At 62.9% G+C, this 6,000-nt stretch carries 7 protein-coding genes; 2 read left to right on the top strand and 5 right to left on the bottom strand.

The window, feature by feature from the left end; all coding sequences use genetic code 11:
- Positions 1–565: 565 nt before the first annotated feature.
- A complete protein-coding gene (locus tag QMG72_RS17355) occupies positions 566–1,015 on the top strand; it encodes a hypothetical protein (protein ID WP_282361117.1) in 450 nt (149 codons plus the stop codon).
- Positions 1,016–1,223: 208 nt separating this feature from the next.
- Here QMG72_RS17355 and QMG72_RS17350 read toward each other — a convergent pair whose 3' ends face one another.
- The 3 genes from QMG72_RS17350 to QMG72_RS17340 all read right to left on the bottom strand — a co-directional run bounded on the left by QMG72_RS17350 (position 1,224) and on the right by QMG72_RS17340 (position 3,192).
- A complete protein-coding gene (locus QMG72_RS17350; protein WP_226775679.1) occupies positions 1,224–1,553 on the bottom strand; it encodes an alpha/beta fold hydrolase in 330 nt (109 codons plus the stop codon).
- 94 nt (positions 1,554–1,647) lie between these two features.
- On the bottom strand, positions 1,648–2,172 hold the full coding sequence (locus QMG72_RS17345; protein ID WP_282361118.1) for a redoxin domain-containing protein: 525 nt from the start codon (positions 2,170–2,172) through the stop codon (positions 1,648–1,650).
- 183 nt (positions 2,173–2,355) lie between these two features.
- Positions 2,356–3,192, bottom strand: coding sequence for an alpha/beta fold hydrolase (locus QMG72_RS17340; RefSeq protein ID WP_282361119.1), 837 nt, complete (start codon positions 3,190–3,192; stop codon positions 2,356–2,358).
- A 398-nt stretch (positions 3,193–3,590) separates the two neighbouring features.
- Here QMG72_RS17340 and QMG72_RS17335 point away from each other — a divergent pair, with 398 nt between their 5' ends.
- Complete coding sequence (locus QMG72_RS17335) at positions 3,591–4,532, top strand: ferritin-like domain-containing protein (RefSeq protein WP_283481286.1); 942 nt, start codon at positions 3,591–3,593, stop codon at positions 4,530–4,532.
- Between the two features lie 264 nt (positions 4,533–4,796).
- On the opposite strand, the gene QMG72_RS17330 is transcribed toward QMG72_RS17335, so the two are convergent.
- Entirely contained in the window at positions 4,797–5,009 is a 213-nt protein-coding gene (locus tag QMG72_RS17330; protein ID WP_282361010.1) for a hypothetical protein, read from the bottom strand.
- Positions 5,010–5,521: 512 nt separating this feature from the next.
- Positions 5,522–5,851, bottom strand: a complete 330-nt coding sequence (locus QMG72_RS17325; protein WP_282361012.1) for a lmo0937 family membrane protein — start codon at positions 5,849–5,851, stop codon at positions 5,522–5,524.
- Positions 5,852–6,000 lie beyond the last annotated feature (149 nt).

Genomic DNA, 6,000 nt, shown 5'->3' with positions numbered 1-6,000 from the left:
GCACCCGGGTGCTGATCTCCGACACCGCCGCCGGCCTGCTGAACAAAACCTTCAAGACCGACGCCGTGAAAGCCGACATGCTCGTCGGCATCGCCAAAATCACCGTCAACACCAAGTAACACCCACCACGAAGACCTGCCGGATGCATGGTCTGCACCGGCGGGAAGCGCCACGGATCCTCTCCAGGGGTCCGTGGCGCTTTTCTGTTCTCACACCCTGGCCCGGATCTTCTCAAGGGGTCGCGTGGAAACCGCCGGCGGCCCAGGAGCAGCGATTCAGCCGGCGTTACCGGTATGCGTTGAGCACAGTGGAGGAATGCGACGGTGAAATTGAGCCCCGGCTTCCGCCCCTGGGCTCTCTACCGGTCCGAAAGCGGCTCTTCCCGCCGCCTTTCGGTGTTTCGGGGGTCCAAGCCCCTGCCTGATCCTGAATGGTGGTGTGATGTAAGCAAGCAAAACCTGACCCGCAGAGGCTAACCGAGGCCCTCGCAGCCCGGTTCGCATCCCCGACGCGGAGCACCCGGCTCACGGTCGTCCTGGGCCGCTGGCTCGGGCTGAGTTTCACGGTGTGCTTCCTGACCGGGCTGTTCAGCCACGGCCTGCAGAACCCGCCCTCCTGGATGCTCTTCCCCACCAGCCCCGTCTGGATTTACCAGCTCACCCAGGGGATCCATGTCACCGCCGGGATCGCCTCGATTCCGCTGCTGCTGGCCAAGCTGTGGTCCGTCTATCTGGAGCTGCTCACGTGGCCGCCGGTCAAATCCGTCGCCCACGGCCTTGAACGTGCCTCAATCGCCCTGTTCATCGCCTCCTCGCTCCTTGAGCTGACCACCGGCCTGATCAATACCTACAAGTGGTATCCTCGGCCCTTCCCGTTCCGCGAGACCCACAGACGGGTCGGTATGTGCGCCTCCTGCAGCAGCGGGACCAGGTCCAGGGTGGTCCGGGGATTGGCGGCCGCGGCCATGGCCATCCACGACCTGTGGCAGGCCGGTTCGTTGCAGGGCGACAGGTAATCGGTGAGTTCCTCGTCGTTGAGTGTGCGTTTGACGGCACGCTGCGTGGATACCGCACGGGCGTCCAGAAGCTGCGGGGCCGTCGTGGCCGCCCGTACCTCCGGGTCCCGGAACCGTTCCACCGCAGGCACCGGCCACGAATCGAACACCACGGAGTTCATCAGCACGAGTCTGTTCACGCGCCCGCTGGGTGCCGCAATGTGCTGGGCTATTCCCCCGCCGATGGCATGCCCGGCCATATCGAAACTGTCCAGTCCGAGGCATCGGCGGCGGCCAGAGCTGTTTCGGCCAAGGCCGGGACAGTGGCGTGGCTGACGTCGAGTTCTCCGCCGCTGCGGCCGAACTCGGGCAAGTCCAGGGCAATGCACCGACTCGAAGTCCCCAGTGCGGGCAGGACCGGCAGCCTCACGCGGCTCCAGAAAGTCCCGTGCAGCAACAGCAGCGGAGGTGTCTGGTCACTGCCGCTGCCCAGATACGAAAGGGATGTCCCGGCGACCTCGATCTGGTCGCGCAGGACCGGGGCCAGAGGAGTGTTCAAGGTTTTAGTACCTCTCTTTTCAGCGCTTACCACTGTTGACCCCGGCTCAGGGGCGGTTCCGCCCATCCGCCGGACTCTGCCTGTACCCGAGGTCTCAGGCGGCCCCGCGTGCCGGGTAGTCATGGTCCTGGGCGTAGCGGACCCCTGCGATGACGTCGTCCAGGGATGGCCTGCCAAAGGGCATGGTGGCGGTGCTGGACCAGAACAAAGTCCCGTCCTCGTCCAGGATAAAGATGCCCGGTTCGTTGAAGAGGTCCGGCTCGCCGTCCTTGATTGCGTGGGACAGGTTCAAACCCCAGGACCGGGCGGATTCCTCCCTCAAGCCATAGGCCACGGGGAGGTTGGCGAGGTGCCACTGATCCACGATCCGGGTGCTTCGGCCCGATGTTTCCATGCTCACCGCGACGGCCCGGCCGATGCCGGCTGCCTTCAGGTCCTCGATCCGCTTATCGATCTCGGCCAGCTGTTTGCGGCAGATCGGGCAGTGCAGGCCGCGGTAGAAGACCACCAGGCTAAACCTCCCGTCAGTTCCGGTACCAAGCTTAAGATCATCGGTAGTTCCCCCACCAACCAGGGCGAGGGCGAGATCGGGCGCTGTCTGTGTAGGAAGAAGTGTCATGGCCTCGGCAACAAAGCCCGGCTCCCGCTAATTCCCTACGGTTCCGGTCATGCCCAGACGTCACCGTCCGGAAGAAAGCGTTAAGAGGCTCCCGGAACCGGGCGTTTGACACAGGGTGAGGCGCTCTCGCTGTCGCCTCACCCTGTTCTCGCCGCCGAGATGTATAGCTGCTGCGCTGGGCCGCTATTTCTGCAGGAAGGTCAGCAGTGCCTGGTTGAACTCCTCGGGGTGGCTCACGTTGCAGCCGTGTGGTGCGCCGTGGAGGACGTGCAGGTCGCTGCCCGGCAGGGCTGCGTGGGTCCGTGCACCGGATCCTTCGAAGGGCACGGTTCCGTCGCCGTCCCCGTGCAGGATCAGGGCCGGGACTCTGATGTTGGGCAGGTCGTCGCGGAAGTCGGTGGTTCCGAAAGCTTCCATGCAGGCCAGTGCCGCCTTTTTGTCAGCCTGCTTGCAGAGCTGGAGGGCTTCCTGACGCTGCTGCTCGGTCACTTTAAGCTCGCCGTTGACGGAGAAGAACTGCCGGGTAAAATCGTCGTAGAAGGAGTCTTCGTCCTTCGCCAGGCCTGCCGTCATCTCCGCTGCTGCGTCCTTAGTCAGTGGCCCGTCCGGGTTGTCCTGGCCTTGCATCAAGTACGGCGGGACGGCGGCCGCGAAAACCACGCTGCGCACCCGGTCGGTCCCGAATTTGGTGAAGTAGCGGGCTACTTCACCGCCGCCCATGGAGAAGCCGACGAGGGTAGTGTCGTAAAGCTCGAGTGCCTCGAGAAGGGCGTTCAGGTCTTCGGTGAGGGTGTCGTAGGTGTAGCCGGTGTTGGGCTTGTCGCTGCGTCCGAAACCCCGCCGGTCATAGGTAATAACCCTGTAGCCGGCAGCCCGCAGGGCAGGGACCTGGGCTGCGAAGGATTCCCCGGACAGGGGCCAGCCATGAATGAGGACGACCGGCCGGCCCGTTCCCCCCGTGTCGTCCACGTGCAGGTTCGTGTCCTTGAACAGTCCGTGATGGGCAATAACTTCAGTCATGAAAAGCCTCCAACTCTGAGATGGGATCGGCGCACGAAGCCGACTCCAACCCATTCGTAAGCAGGCTGTGTATTGGATGGGTCTTCGTTGGCTACGATCACCATCGAGTCAGCAGCGTCGCGGGTGGTCCTGAGTCAGGTCGTCTCAGGAAACCCCAGCGACGCCACCCCGCAGAGCGCCCCGGCTTGCCGGGTGCTAGAAGGCAGACTTCGACAATGGATGTGAAAGGTTGCCCGGCCACCCGTCCGTGATATGGATCACTACGAACTGTAAGTGTCAGCATCATGGGTTCTCCCATTCGCAGGGGTTTTGCGCTGCGTCTTCCGGCCGGGGGGCCGGAGGGAGTACTCTCCGGATTGTCATGGTCTCAAAATCGCACTCATGACAGGAGCACACCAATGTTCGATCAGAAATTCGTCACCGATGCTATGAGCCGCAGCGCGGAAAACCCCATGGACCGGCGCATCTTGTTCCGCGCCGCCGGAATTGCAGGGATCGGCGGCGCAGCTGCTTTGATCGCCGCCTCACCGTCCCGTGCGGACGGCGACGCAGAGCATTCCGATAAGAAGCCAAGCGACGGGGCGATCCTAAACTTCGCCCTCAACCTGGAATACCTCGAAGCGGAGTTCTACCTGCGGGCCGTTACAGGCCGGGGCCTGAGTGAGGGACTCACGGACGGCAAAGGACGAAAGGGCGGTGTGACCGGCGGGGCGAAGGTACCTTTCAAGGCCGGCAGCCTGATCGAAAAATACGCCAAGGAAATCGCCGCGGACGAAGAATCGCACGTCAAATTCCTCCGCACCGCGCTCGGCAAAGCCGCAGTTTCCCGGCCGCAAATTGATCTGGAGGCCAGCTTCACCGCCGCTGCCATGGCGGCGGGGCTGATCAAGGCAGGCCAGACGTTCAACCCTTTTGCGGACGAAACAAGCTTCCTCCTGGGCGCGTTCATTTTCGAAGACGTCGGCGTCACCGCCTACAAGGGCGCGGCACCGCTGATCGATAACAAGACCTACCTCGAAGCCGCCGCCGGTATCCTCGCTGTCGAGGCTTATCACGCCGGAATCATCAGAACCACCCTCTACGCTCGTGATCTGCAGGTACCCGCCCAAGCAATCTCCGACGCCCGGGACAGCCTCGATGGATCAACTGATCTCGATCAGGGTATTGGCACTAAAGACACCGCCAACCTTGTCCCGACCGACTCGAACGGCATCGCTTTCAGCCGCAGCCCGGGGCAGGTCCTGAACATCGCCTACCTCACCGCCAAAGCCGAAAGAGAAGGCGGGTTCTTCCCCAAGGGGGTAAACGGCGAGATCAACCGGAGCGCAGCCAGCGCCTGACCCACCCCACACCCATACAGAAACGGATGGACCACGGCAGGCGGGCACCCCGGGGGCTGCCCGCCGGCCGTGGTCGGGGCAGAAAGGCCCATGCGCCGGCGGGCCTCACCGGGCTGATCCGCTTCCCGCCAGGCACATGGTGCGCGGCTGACCCGTTGCACCAAGGGCTAGAGATTCCCCAGTTCGGAGCCGGGCGTTGCCAGGTCCGCGCGGGCTTCGGTCTCCGCGGCAAGCTTGACCGTCCGCCGTTCCCGGCGGCGATCACTAAGCAGGCAGAACTGCGTCCCCGGCGGATTTGAGGAGCCGGTCGACCGTGGCCCCGGAGACTGTTATCAGCTGCGCCGCCACGGCCGGGATCAGCAGCTTGGCGTCGAGCTCCCCGAAGGCTTCCAGCTTAGGCAGCCACAGGTCCATAGTCGCCGCCAAGTATTTGGCTGAGGGCATTCCGGCGAGCCGCCACGCATCGACCAGGACCATGGGGCCGTCATATCCTTGGGTCCTCCGTCCACGAGTCTTCGTTGTGACCGTTTTTTGCCGGACCTCTGCGTTTCCGCGCCGTGAACAACGCCCGGCGGGCGTTAGCCCTGACCACCCCTGTCCATTGACGGCGGCCGAAAATCGTGGCCGGCGCCGATCGACGTCGAAGCGTACCGAGGCGGACACTGTGGATCGTAGTCAGCATCCTGATGGGCATTGTGGCCGGGCAGGTTCTGAGATGACAGATAGCGGGCGCCTTCGTCCTGATATATCTCGGTCTTGGCTGAGCTGCAAAACAAGACCAGACTGCCCCGGGTTCCGCTAATAGTCCGGCTGGGAAGCAAGAGCTGCAGCCCGAAGCCAGATTCTCTTCAAATCCAACCTTCGGGCTGCAGTTCTAGGTCTCAGGCCCCCGCCCCCAGCTCACCCTCATTGTGTGAGGGCCCCTTGGGCGAGAACACGGCGGCAGGCCGCACATCCGCATCCTCGGCGCGGGAACACCGTTTGGGAACTTAAACGCGTGACCTGCCGCGGACGAAGTGAAAAATCAAGACGACTACTGCAACAACCAGAAGCAGGTGAATGAACCCGCCGCCGATGCTGCCGAGCAGGCCGAGAAGCCAAAGAACAGCGAGAATGATGGCTATCCAAAGCAACATATTTTGTCTCCCTTGTTTGTCTGCGGATGGAAATGCTGGTCCAGCAGGAATCAGTCGCCGTCCAACGGACCGCTCCCAAAGAAATACTAAGTGTACTGTCAAATGGAACCAGCCGGCGCGGGCCATCGTAGTGAGATAGAACAGCAGCGAAAGCCAGCCTGCATGGTTCATCGGATGAGACACGCAGAGTGCAGCTTAGAGCGGTCCCGGTTATCGATCATTCAGAGTGTGAATCCTGGTGTGTTTGAGCCCTTGATTCGGTAAGCCTTTTCGCGGGGCCATGAATTCTGACTGCAGTGACAGGCGCCCGCGGCGGGCTGAAGGCGCACCAG

It is taken from the genome of Pseudarthrobacter sp. PH31-O2 (assembly GCF_030063265.1).
Taxonomy (GTDB): domain Bacteria; phylum Actinomycetota; class Actinomycetes; order Actinomycetales; family Micrococcaceae; genus Arthrobacter.
This window is presented reverse-complemented; position numbering and strand designations above follow the sequence as displayed.

What these genes read in the sequence shown, in the direction of transcription:
- QMG72_RS17345 (WP_282361118.1), bottom strand. Translation starts at nt 2,172, where the DNA reads ATGACACTTCTTCCTACACAGACAGCGCCCGATCTCGCCCTCGCCCTG.
- QMG72_RS17340 (WP_282361119.1), bottom strand. Translation starts at nt 3,192, where the DNA reads ATGACTGAAGTTATTGCCCATCACGGACTGTTCAAGGACACGAACCTG.
- QMG72_RS17335 (WP_283481286.1), top strand. Translation starts at nt 3,591, where the DNA reads ATGTTCGATCAGAAATTCGTCACCGATGCTATGAGCCGCAGCGCGGAA.
- QMG72_RS17330 (WP_282361010.1), bottom strand. Translation starts at nt 5,009, where the DNA reads ATGGTCCTGGTCGATGCGTGGCGGCTCGCCGGAATGCCCTCAGCCAAA.